The sequence below is a fragment of the Algoriphagus oliviformis genome (genome assembly GCF_017254915.1).
Classification (GTDB): domain Bacteria; phylum Bacteroidota; class Bacteroidia; order Cytophagales; family Cyclobacteriaceae; genus Algoriphagus; species Algoriphagus oliviformis.
On the sequence record NZ_JAFKCT010000001.1, the window covers coordinates 1021962 to 1037373 of the forward strand.

The window sequence follows — 15412 nt, forward strand, 5'->3', positions numbered from 1 at the left end:
CAACTGTTTGCAAATGTGTTGTTAGCTGCTGCCATTTCAGTCTATATTCCCAAATTATGAACAGGCCATAGTTTTTCAATCATCTTATAATTATCCATTAAAAGAAATTTTTCTCTACCAATTGCGTCTTTCAATGCTTTTGGGAATTGCGCCATGTCTTCATAGGTGTTTAAAATCACAAATTCAATCTGATGGTATTCAAAAGATAAATCATGCGGCACTCTCCATTCCCTTTCATGCAAATAGTCGCAGTCTATAAACTTTACTTTACTGTTGATGCTTTTCGGTCTATACTTTGGCCAAAAAGGTGTCGCAAATGCTTTTAAATGATCATGCCATTGTTGTTTTTTGAATTGGTCAGCCCTCACATAATAAACAGGTGAGCCATTCATCGCAAATATGAATTTTTTGGAAAATCCAATTCCATAAGGAGAATAATTGTTTGTATGGTCTAGTAGGCTGCTCCAAGGGCATTCCGTAAAACAAACCGCGTGAGAACCAGTCCAAGGCATTGTTGAAGCAATTATTTTCTTTTCTGTCAAAATTGAAATGAGGCGTTGAATAGCTGTCATGCTGACTTTATCCTTAATAGGGTTTTTGGCGTCCTTTTTCCCAACTGGTTCTCCACCTGATGCGAAATGAGCAAGAAAGTCTGACTGGTCTGGTCTAAATTGATTTGCCATATTTTTTGTGTCTATGTATGGTTGCCGCTAAGGTGGTTATGCCCGCAGCTATAGCGGAATATTTCGATTTTGGGATGTATCCCGCATTGCGGGTATTTTCACGTCTAACTTGTCTCGCGGGCTTGGGATTTTTTTTGGTGCTCTATTTAGCTTAGTTTCAGCGTTTGTTTGAGTTTGGTCGAAGAATGAAGCTTTGCCACATTGATCGGCTGAGACCGAAAGCCGTTTTCTCCTAAGAATATAAGTTTTATGGAAATTTTCCAAATCCCTGGATATTTTTTCAGCCTTCTGATTTCATCCCTCAGATTTCACGGCATGCTGTACACAATCTTCCCGCCCAGCACCGTCATGGCCACTTTGGTTTTCAGGATCTCTTCCTCGGGGATTTCCATGATGTTTTGGTCGAAAACGGTGAAGTCCGCCACTTTTCCCACTTGGATCGAGCCTTTGAAATCCTCTTCGAATTCGGCAAAGGCGCCGTCCAAGGTGTAGGACTTTAGCGCTTGCTCACGAGTCATCTTTTGGTCGCCTTCGTAGCCGCCCTCAGGCAGGCCTTGCAGGGTTTTGCGGGTGACGGAAGCATAGAAGGAAGGAATCGGGTCAACCGGCTCCACAGGAGCGTCGGTACCGTTGGTCACCACTGCGCCGGACTGGATCAGCTTTTGCCAGACGTAGGCCCCGTCGATGATGCGCTTTTCTCCCAGTCTGTCAATCGCCCAAGGCCGATCCGAGCTCAGGTGGATCGCCTGCATGGCCGCGATCACGCCCAGTTCTCCGAATCTCGGAATGTCGTCCGGATGGATGTGCTGCGCATGCTCGATGCGGAAGCGGAGGTTTTTCGCATCGGGATACTTGGCGAAAGCCGCTTCATAGCGATCCAAAATCTCTTGGTTGGCGCGGTCACCGATGGCGTGGGAGCAGACTTGGAAGCCTGCTGGAATGGCTTTTTCCGAAACCTCTGACACGACCGACATCGGCAAGGTCTCATGGCCGCGATGGCCGGGACGATCCGAGTAGTCCTCCAGCAGCCAAGCGCCGCGGTTGCCGAGCGCGCCGTCACAGTTGAGCTTGATCCCGCGGACGGTGAGGAGGTGGTCGGCAGTGTCGATCATCGGGCCTTTTTGGTACCATTCTTCCAAAAGCGCCGGCTGCGTGCCGGTCAGCATTACGTACTGGCGCACGGTGAGCTTGCCCTCGGACTTGAATTTCTGGATCAGGTCAATGGTGCTTTGCGGAGCTCCTGCGTCGTGGAAGCTGGTGATGCCTTTCTCGTTCAGCTCCTTCAGCGCCAAAGTCAGGGCTTCCGCCGCCCGCTCTGGGGTCTCCGCTGGAATCAGTCGTGAGACCAAGCCTGAGGCTTTTTCGGAAAGGATTCCCGTCGGATTTCCCAGTTCGTCGAGGATGATCTCCCCGCCTTCGACTTGGGCGGGACGCTCGTTTTTCAGGTTGCTGATGCCGGCCAATTCCAGGGCTTTTCGGTTGACAAAAGACGCGTGGCCGGAGGCATGGGCGAGGTAAACGGGATTGTCGGGAGAGACTTCGTTGAGCAGGTCGTTGGTCTGGAAGCCTTTGACGAGCTTCTCGGGCTTTTCGATCCATTTGTCCTGATGCCAGCCGCGGCCGGTGATCCAATCTCCGGGTTTGGCTTTGGCGACCGCCTCGGCGACTTTCTCGACCAGTTCGTCGTAGGTCTTGACGTACATGAGATCGAGCTCCAGCTTGTTGTACCCAATGCCCATGAGGTGGGCGTGGGACTCGATCAGGCCTGGGGTCATGGTCTTGCCTTGGAGATCGATCACTTCCGTGGCTTCGCCGACGTAGGTTTGGATTTCTTCCGAAGTACCCACGGCGAGGATCATCCCGTCCTTGACGGCGACGGCCTCGGCTTTGGGATTGGTTTCATCGACGGTATAGACGATTCCGTTGATGAAGACTTGATCGGCGGGGTTTTCGGGGCCTTTTTTACAGGCGAAAAGCAGGGTGAGGACAGCTAGGAAGTAAAGTTTTCTCATGGCGCTTGGTTTCTTCACCGAAGCTACCGGATTTTGCCCAGCCCTACAAAACCGATCCTGTAATCAGCGAATGAGGATCTTTCTGACCAAGATCTCGCGTTTTTCATTGGTCAGCTTAGGAAGTAAAGTCGGAGATTTGCCTATCTCCAAAGATCCTGCTTTTCCCAGTTGTTGAAAAATCCCAGCTTGTAAATTGGCATCTCTGGGTTTTGAGAAAAGAGGTCTAGGATTTTTGCTTTTATCTGATGGTTTGGGGTGACTTTGTTGGAAAGGAAGAGCATGCAGGAGATGATCAGGAAAGGCTTCTTCTGCTGGACTTCGTCGAGAGGGAGGTTGAGCCAAGAGCCAGACGGATTCCTGAGCGCAAGAATTGGACGCTTCACCATATCCCTGCTCCACAGCCGCGAATGGTGGGCAAGGATATTTCGGACGTAGACTATCGCCTCAAGCCAGCTGGAGAGCTCCTTGTGCAGGTTCAGCCCCATGCCTTTGGCGATTGCCGCCTTCTCTGGCAGATTGTGTTTCAGGTTTTTGTAGTATTTCGAAAGAGTGCCCATAGAAGCCACTTCCATGATTTTCCAAGATTCTGGATAAGTGTCTGGAAATCTCCTTTTATGATCTACGACGAAGATTTCTTGGCTTCTTTCAAACTCGGTCATAAGTGTAGCCAAGTGCTTGGCCAGCCATACCGGATCGGTGAAAAGATTAAAATCCTGATACCAGCATGGGCCATAGGCGAGCGATAGCTGATAGATCAGCTGAGTTCGCAAGGCGATTTCGATCCGCTCGACGGCATCAAAAAGAATGAGTCTCAAATGTCTGTCAAAGTTGTAACGGTCGACGATGTCCTCAAAATAGGTGTCCGGTTGAAAGACATGGTCGGTTCGATCCGCCTGCAAGTCCCACCAATATCCTTTCAATCGGTAGTAGCTGATGTTTTGGAGAAAGTGTGGGGCGGAGTGTTTGTCTCGAAAACTCATCCCTCGGGACTTGAGAAGAGCGATTTGGTCTTGGATGGTGTAGGCAGGCTTTGGCATACCCCAATATAAAAAAATGACCCGAGAGCAGATCTTACGGTATGCTACACGGGTACTGTTGCTGCAAAGTTGGCGTATCCGTTGCGCAAATGCAACGTTTTGGTTGATTTTCTAGCACTTTTTGTTCAAAATTCTAAACTTTTTGTTTGCTTTCTAAACGATTTCGTTGCAAGCCCGGCAGATTTCGCCCAGTTAGTTGAGTTTTCAATCTTTTTTGTTTCGCTATTCAAAAAAGGTAAATACCTCTCTCTTCAAGGCATAGTCCCGTATGAATACAGTGCCTTTTTTAGTCTCTGCGGTGGACTGTCGACTGTTGACCGTTGACTAGCGAATCAGCACCTTTTTGACCAAAACCTCTCGCTTTTCATTGGTCAACCTTAGGAAATAGAGCCCAGGGGCGTAGATCTGGGTTTGCAAAGTCACTTCGCGAAAGGCCGGGATACTGTCCTGCTCGAGAATCATTTGGCCCAAAGAAGATATCAGCTGCGCGGATACCGTCTGGTTGACCAGGATTTTGATCGGGCCCTTGCTGGGATTGGGATAGACTTTGGCTTCCAATTTTTCTTCGTCTGTATTTCCGTCAGAGACTGCTTTCAGATAGACAACGCCTCCACCCCGGGTTCCCAGGATCAGGTCTACATTTTCGCCAAAGCTGGGGTTAACGACCGTAAGCCACGTATTCCTTCCCAGGCGAAAAGGGAGGGGCTGTTCGCCGATTTTGACCAAGACTTCCTCGCGTATATCCGAGTTCATAAAGTCGCGAATGAGAAAGATCCGTCCTGTCTGATCGACCGAGTAGAGGTTCGGCTTCTCGCCGGAAGTCAGGGCGACGGACAGGTTTCGGTTGGCGGGATTGTCCTGAAAACCGAGGAAATTGGCAGTCTTGAGGGTGGCAGAGCCATTTTGAAAGTCAAGGTCGTAAAGCGTCAAACTGCCGTTTTGCGCAGCCACGAGCAGCTGGTCTTTTCCACCAAAAGTGAAAAACGCCAGTTGATCTCCGACCCGGAGACTCAGCCCGGAGAGTGAAAACTGCTCCCAATTTTCGCCAGCGCTTCGGTAGATGGCTTGGCTTGGAACCCCATTGGTCGTGCGGACGCCGGAGACAAGCCGGAACTTGGTGCCGCTCGCCGTCGTGAAGTCGAGCAACTGGACATCGAGCAGATTCAGGGCAGAGAGTCCCAGGAAGTCGTTTTCGGCCAGCTCGAAGTTGGTTCCGGAAAGCGCCAAGCGACTGGCTTGACTCTGCACACTGGAGCCGATTTTCCGATTTGAAGTGAGCCAGAGCTCTCCCGAAACGGCATTTCCCAAGAAAAGCGGCCTCGTGTTTTCTCCCAAATCGTAAAGCTGATCTTGCAAAACAGGCCTAGGACCAGAACCGTCCGCGGAGAGTTTTACCATCGATGCTGCGAAGTCAATTCCGTAGGCAGAAGATGCTTCGCTGGTATTCAGAGATACGATGAGGTCTTCGGAAATCAGCTCTCCGACATGGTAAATCGGGAATTCGGGAAGATCGCCGTAGTCTGGCAAGGCATGCGAAAACTGGTCAAACAGCGGCTCAGTATTGCTTCCCTGGTTCACGAGATAGTACAAACTGGAGCACTCATCCCTACCGATGACCAAGTCGAGCACTCCATCTCCAGAGAAATCCTGGTAGAGGATGCTATGTCCACCGGCGTGCAGGATTCGGTCGTTTTCGTCAAAATCCATCCGAAAATCAATCGGCCGTCCATCGCACCTGACACCAAAAGAAATGTCATCACAGCCGCAAAAGACCATATTGCCCCAAAAGTCTACGGGGAAGGCAAAGCCGTCTATGTCGGGCGTGCCTTTTCTTTCTACAGAGGTATTTTTGAAAAACTCGAGGAAATCCCCTTGGGCAAAATTGAAAATCACCAAGTCCAGATCTCCGTCTCCATCCAAGTCCTGGAGAAGGGGCGTGTCAAGATTGTTGACAGGAATATTGTTGGCTCCGTCCAGTTTGAGGAAGTTTTGCGCGAGCGTCCAGGAGACTTGTGTGCCCTGGGACGTGTTTCGGTAGGCTTTGATCCCCAGCGGCGTGGAGGTGAAGAGGTCTTTTTTGCCATCCTGGTCAAAGTCCGCCAGTACAAAAAAACCACTGATGTCCTGGGGGAAAAAATAGCTGAGTTCGGGAAGGTAGGTGAATTCTGCGCCTGTTTTTTGAAAGACCTGAAGCTGTCGGGAATTGATGTCCCAGATCGCCCATTCCTCGATGCCGTCGCCGGTCAGGTCGATGGTCTGGATCTGCGCGGAATTGATTCCCAGGGAAAAAGGGATCGGGATCGGCGCGCCACCGACTTGGATGGTTTTGCTCTGATCCAGCTCAACTATCGTCTGGGGAAAGGCTTGGGAGAGGGTAAGGGCAAAAAGTAAGGTAAGGGTTTTGGACATGGAAGGGTGGCATCAAATACCAAAATAAAACGAAACAAGCGTCCCAAAGATGTGGATCATTGCGTTATTTTGGGTGGAAATTTTCGGCAAAAAATGAATTTGGACATCCTTTACCAGCTCTTTCAGAAAAGTACCGGGGTCAGCACCGACACCCGCAAGATCCATCCCGGAAACCTCTTTTTTGCGCTGAAAGGGCCAAATTTCAATGCCAACGACTTTGCCGCCAAGGCCTTGGAAATGGGAGCTTCGGCAGTCATGATCGACGAGGCGGCGTATTTTGTGGAGGACGACGAGCGCTACTTTATCTGTGAGGATGCGCTGGAGACGTTGCAAAAACTCGCCAACCACCATCGCCGACAACTCGATATTCCCGTCATCGGACTGACCGGTTCCAATGGTAAAACCACCTCCAAAGAATTACTGAATGCAGTTTTGAAGCAGAAATTCAAGACCGTCGCCACCGTGGGTAACCTGAACAACCACATCGGTGTGCCGCTGACTTTGCTTTCGATTGGCACCGATGCCGAGATCGCCATCGTGGAGATGGGCGCCAACAAGCCCGGCGACATCAAGGAGCTCTGCGACATCGCCGAGCCCACGCACGGCTTCATCACCAATATCGGCCGGGCCCACTTGGAAGGCATGGGCGGGCCGGAAGGCGTGCTCCGCACCAAGACCGAGCTGTTCCAGTTTCTGCGCGAGACGGGGGGTACGGTTTTCATCAATTCCCAAGACCCCATCTTGGCCAATCTGGCGAAGCGCTTCGAAAACCCCGTGCTCTATCCCGCCAAGGGCGACTTTTGCCAGGTCGAGTTTGTGGAGGCGAATCCTTTTGTCAAGTTCAGGGCTGAGGGAGTCGAAGGCGAGCAGCTGAGTTCGCTGATCGGCGCGTACAACTTTGGCAACATCGCCAATGCCTTGACGATTGGGAAGTTTTTCGGGGTGGCTATGCAGCAGGCCGTCCAGGCCGTGGTGGACTATCAGCCCTCCAACATGCGCTCCCAACTGGTCGAGAAGCGGAGCAACCTGATCATCCTCGATGCCTATAATGCCAACCCTTCAAGCATGGAGGTGGCGATCCGGACTTTTGGGCAGATGACCGGGAAAAAGCACAAGATGGTCATCCTGGGCGACATGTTTGAGCTTGGCGAGCATGCCGAGGCCGAGCATCGCCGGCTGGGCGAGATCGTCAGCGAGTATGCGATCGACAAGGTTTGCTTTACGGGGAAGTTGATTGTGTCGGCGCTGGAGAAGGCTCCAAAGGCGCTGTATTTTCCCGATCCATTTTCCCTGAGAAATTGGCTGGAGGACAGCAAGCTGGAAGATTACCTGATCCTGGTGAAGGGCAGCCGAGGGATGAAGCTGGAAGGCTTGGTGGATTTTATCTGAGAAGGGCTAGGAAGGTGTCTGGTGAATAGACGGGAAGCGTGGATTGCTTGAAGTCGGAAGTATTTCTGGTGATAATTCCGCTGATATCCGGCTTGGTCAATGCGGTATAATACTGGATAGCATCTTCAAAGTCCGTAAATTTGGAGCTTATCGCGGACTTGATTTCCTGTTTACCTACCGAAAGAACATTGCAGGTTTCCAGTAAGGCTTGAATGATCGAAAATGCATCAGCGAGCCCTTTCGATTTTCTGACGATATAGAACACGTTGGTGATAATAATAGAACTGCAGAAAAGGGTGATTTGACGTTTCGTAGCTAGTTCGAAAATTTTGGTTGCGTTTTCTACAAAAAGTTCTCTCTCAAGTATTGCGTCCAGAATGATGTCTGAATCAATGAAGTAGCTAGAGGTCATGTTTCTTTTTCAAATACTCCCACCTAGCATTTTCCACATCATCTTCAGAGACACCCTTTAACGCGCCACGGAGATTTAACAGGTTTTGGGAAAGGGGCTCAGTCCCATCCAAAATCCGTTTTACGAGTTCGGGATCTTTGACCCTTGGTTTTTGGGATTCTTTTGGAGCGGCGGGCAAGTTTTCTTCCAAAAGCGATTCGATCAGATCAGATATACTTTGGCCTTGCGCTTCCGCATATTTCCTTGCCTTTGCTACCAAAGCTTCATTGATGTCAAGAGTGAGCTTCGTTGTCATGATTTTCGGGATATTGGTTTTAATTTAGGAATATATCCGTTGATGGAGCAATCATTTTTGCCTAAATAAAGTTTGTATCAAAGCCTTTCAAGTGTAAGTTTTTCAGGCTTCTCACATTCTAAACCAATTAACATGCGCCCCTACCTCGACTTTCTCTCCGCTCTGGCCGAACACAACTCCAAGGAATGGATGGATGCCAACAAGAAGTGGTATCTGGAAACCAGGGAGACCTTGTTGGAAGACGTGGCGGTAATGCTCAAACAAATCACGGAGCTGGAGCCCGAGCTCGCCGCTTTCAAACCCAAGGACTGCGTTTTTCGACAAAACCGCGACATCCGCTTCTCGGCAAACAAAGATCCCTACAAGACCAATTTTGGGATCTACTTCGCTCCGGGAGGTAAAAAATCACCCGGCCCCGGCTACTATGTGCAAATCCAGCCGGGCAATTCTTTCCTCGCCGGCGGGATTTGGATGCCGGACTCGGATACGCTGAAGAAGATCCGCAAAGAGATAGATTACAGCGGTGCTGAACTCACGCAAATTGAAGCCAATCCGGAGTTCAGGCAGTTGTTTCCCAAGATAGACGGGGAAAAGCTCAAAACGAGCCCGCGGGACTACGAGACCGATCATCCTTATATCGAATACCTTAAGCTTAAAAGTTTTATCGTATCACATCCTATTTCGGACAAGGCGATTGATTCCGGCGTTTTTATACAGTTTGCCTTGGATGGATTCCGGCGCATGAAGCCTTTCAACGACTTTTTGGCCCGGGCGATAGAAGATGTGGAGGACGGATCGGGAATACTTTAAAGACTCAAGATATTAGAGTCGAGAGCCAAGATTCAAGAGCCTAGTCAGAGACTGGCTGCCAAGCGCTCCAGTGTGGCGGCGACTCCATCTTCCTTGTGGTGGAGGGTGACTTCTTTGGCTACGGCTTTTACCTCCGGTCGGGCATTGCCTACCGCTACTCCCCAGCCGACACTTTGGATCAGGTCGATGTCATTGTAGTTGTCTCCGAAGGCGATCACCTCCTCCATTCCAAAGTCATACATGCTCTCCAATACCAGCTTCAGAGCTGTCGCCTTCGATATTTTTCGCGGAGCGATCTCGATGTAGGTGTCCTTGGAGCGGTAGAGGTGGAGCTCTTGCGCGTGCTCGAGGTGCAGTTCGCCAAAGAGCCAGCTGATCTCGTTGGAGTCGCCCATGACCATGACTTTGTGCGCGCCCAGTCCGTCTTTATCCCAAAGGTTCAACACGTCCTCTCCTTGCATCCAAGTGGGAGAGACCTTGGTGTTTTGGATTTCCCGCTTGGACCAGTAATCTTCTTTGGCTTCGTACCAGTTTTCGCCATGGTAGAGGCTGACGTGGATTTCGGTTTTGCGGGTCATCTCGAGGATTTTGGCGACCAAGTCCAAGGGAATGGCGACCGAGTCCAGGACGTTTCCTGCTTGGTCCAGCACAAATCCGCCGTTGTAGGCGATCAGCGGCTCCGAGGCTCTCCCGAGGTCACGCAGCAGGTGCCGCATGGCATCCGGCATGCGGGAGCTGGCCAAAATCAAGGGATAGCGCTCGGAAAGCTGTGCGATGATGGTTTTGAGCCGCGGGGAAAGATCCCGCTCGGAATTCAGAAGTGTCCCGTCGATGTCGGAACAGATGGCTTTGAAATTCATTAGTCTAGAGAGTCCCAGTCAACCTGGTCGGCGAAGTTCATGAAAAATCCAAAGCCCAGCAATCCCACCACCAAAACCGCGATGAGGATGGCGATCAGTTTGACGATCAGTTCGGCTTTTGCCCAATTGGCCTTGTCAGGCTCGGTGTTTTTGTCCACGGCCCAGACGATCAGCATGATGAATCCGACCAAGGGAATCTTGGACACCAGCACATTGATGATCCAGTCACCGAGGGTTTGGGGCGGTCTTTGGAATTCGGGAGGGAAGTTCATGGCAAAGTGGGTTTTGGTTAGAAGTCTTTTACATCAAAGGTATACTCCTGCATGGCCACATTCTCGGGGTTGGAAGGGTCGGATTGGAGGAACTGGACGGTGATTTTCTCGTACTCCTTCGATTTTTCGTAGTCCCTCAGATAAAGTTCCGCACATCTTCTGGCCAGCACTTCAGGCTGCCTGCCGAGCGCTACAGGATCGCCGTTTTGAAGCTGCAGGAAGATGGTGGACTCGGTCTCTCCGTCTGTGGTCGATTGGCTTAGGTTCACGCTCATCCCCTGGAAGTTTCCCAAGGCGCGGATCTCATCCGAAGGCATAAAGCCTTCCCCCATCATCGTTTCCATACCGGACACGGCAAATTTTGCGAGGCTTTCGGGATCGCAGGAGCAGGAACTTAGGGAAAGTGCGAGGAGAAAGATGCAAAGTCGATAGCGCATGGCAAAAGATAGATTACGCTAAAATTAAGCATTCTCAGGTAGATCTCTCGGAAAACGGGAGAACCGCATTAAAACAAAAACTTTGGGTGGCCGTGTTTTTAAACGAAAAAAGCCTGCATTTCTGCAGGCTTTTTGTCAAAGTGGAGGATAACGGATTCGAACCGATGACCTCTACACTGCCAGTGTAGCGCTCTAGCCAACTGAGCTAATCCCCCATTTATTTTCTCTCCGGATTCGAACCGTTGACCTTCCCGAATGCCTTCGGCACGCTCTAGCCAACTGAGCTAATCCCCCAACATTTATTCGGATTTGAACCGATAACCGTTCTAGCCTCCCGATAGCTATCGGGATGAGCTAATCCCCCGTTTTGTGAATTTGGGAAGCGATGCTGCCCAAACGGAGTGCAAATATAGGACGGGAAAATTTTCCCGCAAATAAATCTTTACTCTTGGGAATAATTTATTCTCGTGAGGATGCTTCTACCCAGCGTGACTTCGTCGGTAAACTCCAGCTCGCCGCCTACAGGAATGCCCCGCGCGATCGTGCTCACCTTCACGCCGGTCTCCTTTAGCCGCTTGCTCAGGTAAAAAGACGTGGTGTCTCCCTCCATCGTGGCCGAGAGGGCGAGGATGATCTCCGCGACCTCCCCCTTGGACACCCTTTCGAGCAGGGAAGCGAAGTTCAACTCTTCTGGCCCGATGCCTTGAATGGGGGAAATCACTCCGCCCAGCACATGGTAGAGGCCCTGGTACTGGTTGGTGTTTTCGATGGCCAGGACGTCGCGGATGTCCTCGACTACGCAGATGGTGGACTTGTCCCTACGGTGGCTGAGGCAGATGCTGCACTCTTCCGCGTCGGAGATGTTGTGGCAGTTTTTGCAATAGCGCACTTCCTCCCTCATGCGGGTGAGTGCAAGGGAGAGCGCTTCGGTCACGGCTTCATTTTGCTTCAGCAGGTGCAGGGCCAGACGCAGGGCAGTTTTTTTTCCGATCCCCGGCAGGCGGGAGATTTCGGTGACTGCATCCTCGATGAGTTTGGAGGGGAAATTCAAGGGGGTAGGATTAAAGTATGGCGGCCTGAATCCCGGCGTCAAGAATAGCCTGGCACATGGGCTTGAGCTCTTCCTGTGAGCCTTTCTTTACGGCGCACTTCCCTTTGTAGTGGATGATCAGCGTGCACTGTTCGGCTTGCTCGTGGCTGTGTTTGCAAACTTTCATCAGTACCGCGGTCACATGTTCAAAGGTGTTGAAGTCGTCGTTAAAGACCACCAGATCAAGTGCTTCCTGATCCAGCAAATCCTCCAGTAGGATTTCCGATTCCTCGATGTAGGGCAGGGATACGCTTAGTTGGTTCATTTTGCAAAATTAAGAATAATAGACAACTTAGCGACCCACTCAGCCCTCTTTATGGATCCCCAAATAGTCTTGTCGGTCATTTCGGCCTATTTTCTCCTGCTTTTTTTGATTTCTTGGTTCACTTCCCGGCAGGTGACCGCCGACACGTTTTTCACCGGCGACAGGCAGTCGCCTTGGTTTTTGGTTGCCTTTGGGATGATTGGGGCTTCCCTCTCGGGCGTGACTTTCATCTCCGTGCCGGGAGAGGTGGGCAATTCCAATTTCTATTACTTCCAAGTGGTGCTGGGCTATACGGTGGGCTATTTTACCATTGCCAAAGTCCTCCTGCCGCTCTACTATCGCCTCAATCTGATCTCGATCTATTCCTACCTGGAGGATCGTTTTGGCTTTTGGTCTTACAAGACGGGCTCGTTTTTCTTCCTGCTTTCCCGCGCGCTGGGCTCCTCGCTTCGGCTCTATCTGGTCGCGAGCGTGCTGCAGTTGATCCTGTTTGATTCCTTGGGCATCCCTTTTTGGGTGTCGGTCTTGATCACCGTGGGCTTGATTTGGCTCTATACCTTCCGGGGCGGGATCAAAACCGTCGTGTGGACGGATACGCTGCAGACGGCGTTTATGCTCCTGGCCGTGGTGATCACGATCGTCTCCATCGGGGATGAGCTGGGCCTGAAAAGCCTCGGCGATTATGTCTCCTCAGTCGCATCCGACAGCCGCTCGGAGATCTTCAACTGGGACTGGAAAGCCGGTACCAACTTCTTCAAGCAGTTTGTCTCCGGAGCCTTCATCACCATCGTCATGACGGGTTTGGACCAGGACATGATGCAGAAAAACCTTACCTGCAAAAGCCTGGGCGAGGCGCAGAAAAACATGTTTTGGTTTACCACTATCCTGGTGATCGTCAATCTGCTTTTCCTGTCCCTCGGGGTCATGCTCTACCTCTATGCGGAGAGCCGAGGAATCGCGCTTCCCGGCAAGTCCGACCAACTCTTCCCCATGCTGGCGACGGAGCATTTTTCCGCATTCGCGGGGATCGTGTTTGTGTTGGGGATCACGGCCGCGGCTTATTCCAGCGCCGACTCCACCCTGACAGCGCTTACGACTTCCTTTTGCATCGATTTTCTCCAAATCGAGAAAAAATATGCACCTGAAAAGCGTGTGGCTGTACGCAAAAAGGTCCATCTGCTCTTCACGGGCCTCTTTTACTTTCTGATCCTGGCCTTTTACTGGCTCAATGACCAGAGTGTGATCAATTCGGTATTCATCATCGCAGGATACACCTACGGGCCGTTGCTTGGCCTTTATTCTTTCGGGCTTTTTACAAAATATCAAGTGAAGGATCGCATGGTGCCCTATCTGGCGGTGCTGAGTCCCTTACTGACCTTTTTGATCGCGTCCAATTCCGAAAAGCTGTTTTGGGGCTACAAGTTTGGCTTTGAGGCTTTGATCCTCAATGGAGCGCTGATGTTTCTTGGGCTTTTTCTTCTCCGCAGAAAGGACTAGATCCCCAGCTCCTTCTCCGGATCCCAAAACACCTTTTCGAAGTCCCTCACCTTGTCGTTTTCCACGACCACACCCTCGGCCTCCAGGAGCTCCTGCATTTTGGTGGGTGTCTCAAAATGCGCCTTTCCCGTCAGCAGTCCCTGTCGGTTGACCACGCGCTGGGCGGGTACGTCGGGTAGGGTGTGGGCGGCGTTCATCGCATAGCCGACCATGCGGGCGCCGCTTTTCAGCCCTAGGTAGTGGGCGATGGTGCCGTAGCTGGTGACTCTTCCCGGGGGGATTTCGCGGACGACCTGGTAGACCAGGTCAAAGTAGTTGGGCTTTTCGCTGCTCATGGCTCCAGTCGATCAGGGCTTGGTTGATTTCTTTTTTGATGGAGATTTCCGTGGCTTTTTCTCCTGTCTTGATGGGGAACTGAAACCGCACCAGCACGGTGTCGGCTTTTCTCTCCAGCACATTCAGCTGCGCGGCCTCCGGGAAAACGGTTTCCTTTGACTTTTGCAGCAAGTCGACAAGCTTCTCTTCCAGCGGTACCAGGTGGATTTCGTTGGTAGCCGACATCTCCACGTCAAAGATCACCTGGTGGGTGTTGTTTTTGGAAAAGTTCACCACATCGGAGGTCAAGGCCATGGAGTTGGGGATGAGGATGATCTCGCCCGAGTCGTTTTTCAGCACCAGGTTGATCAGGGTGATGTCGCGGATGAATCCGGTATGCTTGCCGATCTGGATCTTGTCGCCGATCTCCAACTGATCCGAAAACATCATGATCAGGCCATTGACGATGTTGGTGATGTATTCCTTGGTCAGCAGTGCGATCGCGGCGGCCACGATGGTGATGCTGGTGAGAAACTCCAGCGGACGTATCCCAAAGGCGAGCATCAGGGAGATCAGGACAGCGATCACGTTGAGCAGGGTGGCGATCCGGTCTATGCCGATCATGAAATTGGGCTGGACCTTAGCGTCCTCGCGCTGTTGGAGGTAGATCCTCAGGGTGATGATCCGGCCCAGCGAGATGATGAGATTGGCACTCAGCAGAAAGATCACCGCCCGGATCACATGCCCGAGCATCTCGTATCTTTCCAGAAAGGGTCTCAAAAACGTGTCGCCCGCATAGAAAACTTCCAATATGACCAGAATGACGAGCTTGAGGGCAAAGTTTCTTCTTCTGGCGTTTTCCTTGGTGCGTATGCTGCTTTTGAGGTGATTCATGTTCAATCGAAAAATAAAGGCTAATTTTAGCAAATATAGGACTCAATAGACGGACAGATGAGCAGAAATATTATCGTGACTGGCGCGGCTGGAGCCCTGGGGCAGGCCGTTGTCGAGAAGTTTAAGCGAGAGGGATATCATGTCATCGCGCTGATTCGGCCCAATGCCGACGAAGCTGTGGAGGACGCCGACGACAACTACGAAGTGGACGTCACCGACGAGGCCTCCGTGGCCGAATTTGTCAAAGAATACCAGATCCAATACGGCGAGCTGGACGCGATCGCCATGTTGGTCGGCGGGTTTGCCATGGGAAGCCTCGAGGAGACCCGGCAGGCAGACCTCTCCAAGATGTTCCAACTGAATTTTTTCAGCGCCTTTCAGATGGCGCAGGGCTTTTTGCCTTTGGTGAAAAAACAGCAAAAGGGCACCTTTCTTTTCGTAGGCGCCCGCCCGGCATTGCAGCTGGAGGATGCCAAGGGAGCGGTGGCCTATGCGCTGAGCAAAAACCTGGTGATTTCTCTGTCAGAAATCCTCGCCGAGGAGTGCAAAGGCACCGACATCCGCACCCACGTTTTCGTGCCGAGCATCATCGATACCGCAGCCAACCGGGAGAATATGCCCGAAGCTGATTTCTCCAAATGGGTCAGCCCAGCCGAGATCGCCGATGCCATGCATTTTGCGGTGAATACCCCCTCTTTGCGAAACATGACCTTTAAACTTTACGGAGGTGCTTAA

General features: G+C 51.4%; 17 protein-coding genes and 1 tRNA gene. 4 read left to right on the plus strand and 14 right to left on the minus strand.

The features are described from left to right. Positions 1-41: 41 nt before the first annotated feature. The 4 genes from J0A68_RS04385 to J0A68_RS04400 all read right to left on the minus strand — a co-directional run bounded on the left by J0A68_RS04385 (position 42) and on the right by J0A68_RS04400 (position 6141). Complete coding sequence (locus J0A68_RS04385) at positions 42-683, minus strand: abortive infection system antitoxin AbiGi family protein (protein ID WP_206576963.1); 642 nt, start codon at positions 681-683, stop codon at positions 42-44. A gap of 308 nt (positions 684-991) precedes the next feature. After that, the gene (locus J0A68_RS04390) at positions 992-2695 is read right to left on the minus strand and encodes an amidohydrolase (RefSeq protein ID WP_206576964.1); all 1704 of its coding nucleotides are present in this window, start codon (positions 2693-2695) and stop codon (positions 992-994) included. Between the two features lie 140 nt (positions 2696-2835). After that, positions 2836-3732 carry an Abi family protein gene (locus J0A68_RS04395; protein ID WP_206576965.1) on the minus strand — a complete coding sequence of 299 codons (897 nt, stop codon included), beginning with the start codon at positions 3730-3732 and terminating at the stop codon, positions 2836-2838. A gap of 324 nt (positions 3733-4056) precedes the next feature. Next, positions 4057-6141 (minus strand): T9SS type A sorting domain-containing protein, encoded by a 2085-nt coding sequence (locus J0A68_RS04400; protein ID WP_206576966.1) that lies wholly within the window; start codon positions 6139-6141, stop codon positions 4057-4059. Between the two features lie 93 nt (positions 6142-6234). Here J0A68_RS04400 and J0A68_RS04405 point away from each other — a divergent pair, with 93 nt between their 5' ends. Further along, positions 6235-7530: a UDP-N-acetylmuramoyl-tripeptide--D-alanyl-D-alanine ligase gene (locus tag J0A68_RS04405; RefSeq protein WP_206576967.1), complete on the plus strand. Its 1296-nt coding sequence runs from the start codon at positions 6235-6237 to the stop codon at positions 7528-7530. Here the strand turns inward: J0A68_RS04405 and J0A68_RS04410 are convergent. Next, positions 7523-7942: a type II toxin-antitoxin system VapC family toxin gene (locus tag J0A68_RS04410; RefSeq protein WP_206576968.1), complete on the minus strand. Its 420-nt coding sequence runs from the start codon at positions 7940-7942 to the stop codon at positions 7523-7525. The two genes, J0A68_RS04405 and J0A68_RS04410, sit on opposite strands and share 8 nt — an antisense overlap. Further along, entirely contained in the window at positions 7932-8237 is a 306-nt protein-coding gene (locus J0A68_RS04415) for a DUF6364 family protein (RefSeq protein ID WP_206576969.1), read from the minus strand. Before J0A68_RS04415 ends, J0A68_RS04410 begins: the two co-directional genes overlap by 11 nt. Positions 8238-8369: 132 nt before the next feature. Here J0A68_RS04415 and J0A68_RS04420 point away from each other — a divergent pair, with 132 nt between their 5' ends. Next, entirely contained in the window at positions 8370-9047 is a 678-nt protein-coding gene (locus J0A68_RS04420) for a DUF2461 domain-containing protein (protein ID WP_206576970.1), read from the plus strand. A gap of 44 nt (positions 9048-9091) precedes the next feature. Here the strand turns inward: J0A68_RS04420 and J0A68_RS04425 are convergent, their stop codons facing one another. The 6 genes from J0A68_RS04425 to J0A68_RS04450 all read right to left on the minus strand — a co-directional run bounded on the left by J0A68_RS04425 (position 9092) and on the right by J0A68_RS04450 (position 11971). Next, positions 9092-9907, minus strand: a complete 816-nt coding sequence (locus tag J0A68_RS04425; RefSeq protein ID WP_206576971.1) for a Cof-type HAD-IIB family hydrolase — start codon at positions 9905-9907, stop codon at positions 9092-9094. Further along, complete coding sequence (locus tag J0A68_RS04430; protein WP_206576972.1) at positions 9907-10179, minus strand: hypothetical protein; 273 nt, start codon at positions 10177-10179, stop codon at positions 9907-9909. Before J0A68_RS04430 ends, J0A68_RS04425 begins: the two co-directional genes overlap by 1 nt. A gap of 17 nt (positions 10180-10196) precedes the next feature. Next, positions 10197-10616, minus strand: a complete 420-nt coding sequence (locus J0A68_RS04435; protein WP_206576973.1) for a hypothetical protein — start codon at positions 10614-10616, stop codon at positions 10197-10199. A gap of 141 nt (positions 10617-10757) precedes the next feature. Continuing rightward, positions 10758-10831, minus strand: a tRNA-Ala gene (locus J0A68_RS04440). A 227-nt stretch (positions 10832-11058) separates the two neighbouring features. Continuing rightward, entirely contained in the window at positions 11059-11667 is a 609-nt protein-coding gene (recR, locus tag J0A68_RS04445) for a recombination mediator RecR (RefSeq protein ID WP_206576974.1), read from the minus strand. Between the two features lie 10 nt (positions 11668-11677). Beyond that, complete coding sequence (locus tag J0A68_RS04450) at positions 11678-11971, minus strand: ATP-dependent Clp protease adaptor ClpS (protein WP_206576975.1); 294 nt, start codon at positions 11969-11971, stop codon at positions 11678-11680. Positions 11972-12022: 51 nt separating this feature from the next. Between J0A68_RS04450 and J0A68_RS04455 the strand changes: the two genes are divergently transcribed. After that, positions 12023-13468, plus strand: coding sequence for a sodium:solute symporter (locus tag J0A68_RS04455; protein ID WP_206576976.1), 1446 nt, complete (start codon positions 12023-12025; stop codon positions 13466-13468). On the opposite strand, the gene J0A68_RS04460 is transcribed toward J0A68_RS04455, so the two are convergent. Both J0A68_RS04460 and J0A68_RS04465 read right to left on the minus strand, forming a co-directional pair. Next, the gene (locus tag J0A68_RS04460; protein ID WP_206576977.1) at positions 13465-13803 is read right to left on the minus strand and encodes an MGMT family protein; all 339 of its coding nucleotides are present in this window, start codon (positions 13801-13803) and stop codon (positions 13465-13467) included. The genes J0A68_RS04455 and J0A68_RS04460 overlap by 4 nt on opposite strands. Beyond that, positions 13775-14677 (minus strand): mechanosensitive ion channel family protein, encoded by a 903-nt coding sequence (locus tag J0A68_RS04465; protein ID WP_206576978.1) that lies wholly within the window; start codon positions 14675-14677, stop codon positions 13775-13777. Before J0A68_RS04465 ends, J0A68_RS04460 begins: the two co-directional genes overlap by 29 nt. 57 nt (positions 14678-14734) lie before the next feature. On the opposite strand from J0A68_RS04465, the gene J0A68_RS04470 reads away from it, so the two are divergent. Continuing rightward, entirely contained in the window at positions 14735-15412 is a 678-nt protein-coding gene (locus tag J0A68_RS04470; protein WP_206576979.1) for an SDR family NAD(P)-dependent oxidoreductase, read from the plus strand.